This window comes from Bacillus sp. SM2101, assembly GCF_018588585.1.
Classification (GTDB): Bacteria; Bacillota; Bacilli; order Bacillales; family SM2101; genus Nanhaiella; species Nanhaiella sioensis.
The window spans coordinates 1-1,613 of sequence record NZ_JAEUFG010000095.1 but is presented as its reverse complement, the minus strand read 5'-3'; the positions used below and the strand labels follow the sequence as shown (position 1 = coordinate 1,613).

At 29.9% G+C, this 1,613-nt stretch carries 1 protein-coding gene; it reads left to right on the top strand.

All coding sequences use genetic code 11. The features are described from left to right. Positions 1-580 precede the first annotated feature (580 nt). The gene (locus JM172_RS24360) at positions 581-1,087 is read left to right on the top strand and encodes a VanZ family protein (RefSeq protein ID WP_214484958.1); all 507 of its coding nucleotides are present in this window, start codon (positions 581-583) and stop codon (positions 1,085-1,087) included. Positions 1,088-1,613: the final 526 nt, after the last annotated feature.

The following is a 1,613-nucleotide window of genomic DNA, read 5'->3' as shown; positions in this document are numbered from 1 at the left end:
ACTTCCTATCACCAACTTAAACATAGAACATAGTTACTTCCAAAAACTAATCCACAGATTAAAATTTGAAATGCCATCGGAGAAAGCAGGAATTAAAGGTTTTGATTTTACACCTGTAGAAGTATCGAGATAAATCGTAATAGCTTTAATAATTTCGAGTTATTATTACTAGATTTTTTTTAGTAGTAGCTTTGTATTTTTTCACAATATGGCGCTCATCTGTAATAAAGATTAGCGTCTTTTCTATATGTTAATATTTACTTCAAATAAGCCGTTTCAGTATAATTAGACTGGTAAATTAATGAATGTTAAATATAGAGATGAAATATAAGGAAAACAAGGGTATACAAAGAAATGGGGTCAACGGCCGTCCAAAAATGAAAGAAAAACAGATAATTAAAGGAAGTTACGAAATTTGTATTAGATGCCCCTCTTTTTATTAATTTTGATCTTCAGAATGTGAGTAAGAATTTAAGAAATATAAGAGGACTAATCCTATTTATATGCGAGAATGGACAGGATACTTACATTTCAGATTTAATTTTAGACAAAGAAACGGAGAGTTAGATCGGAGGATAAAATGCAAAAAGTAATTAAAGCTAGTTTAGGTATTAGCTTCTTCATTTATTTATTGGCACTGGTTGTTATATTGTTTTTGGGGTCAAGTAGAGGTTATGTACATACAGACCTTTCACTATTTGAATATATAAAAAACTCATCAAATATTGTTCCATTCAAAACAATAAGTACATATATTAAAGCAATATTTGATGGAAGTATGAATATGGATATACCTATAAAAAATATTTTCGGTAATTTAATTTTGTTCTTACCGATGGGTGTTTATCTACCATTTTTTAAACAGAATTTTACCAAAGTAAGTGTATTTTCTATTTCAATGATTTTGCTATTATTCGTGATTGAAATTGTACAATTAGTTACCAAGAGAGGAAGGTTTGATATTGATGATTTCATCCTAAATATTCTGGGTGCTTTTATAGGATTTGGAATTTGGAAGTTGAAAGTTATTGAAAAATACCTAAATAAAACTAGTAATTATAATTCGACTAACGATGCTGGTGATTAGGTTTTTCTATATTAAGGCGCTCATTTTAAACGATCAGGTCCTGAATAGAAAAGAAGCTCTAGACATTTTTTCTTCAATTTCTGAATCCCAGGATGTTGAGAAGTGGGCTTATTAAAAGGATTAATCGTTAATCTTATTCAAAACCAGTAAAATAAGTACTTGTTATTCCCTTTCATCATATATTATGAGTTTTTTAGTTTTAACGAGGTAACACAGAGGCGAGGACAACATATACAACTGAAAAAAATAGTAACCTCCCTGTTCCATTCATGAAAGGATGGTGACTAGGGAGGTTGGAGGAAGGATCTTATAAATATGGTATGCCAATTATGTGTAATGAGCATGTATTGGTGTGCTAGGTAATTACATCAGTTTTCTACTTTTTGAATTTGAACTGACTGAAAAAAGCTCCTTATTCAGCAAACCAGCTAATAGTTTGTCAACATTTATCAATAAAAAACTTTATTTATCCATGCTATACTAAAATAGTCCATGACAAATAACCTTCCGAATATGCAGTTTGGAA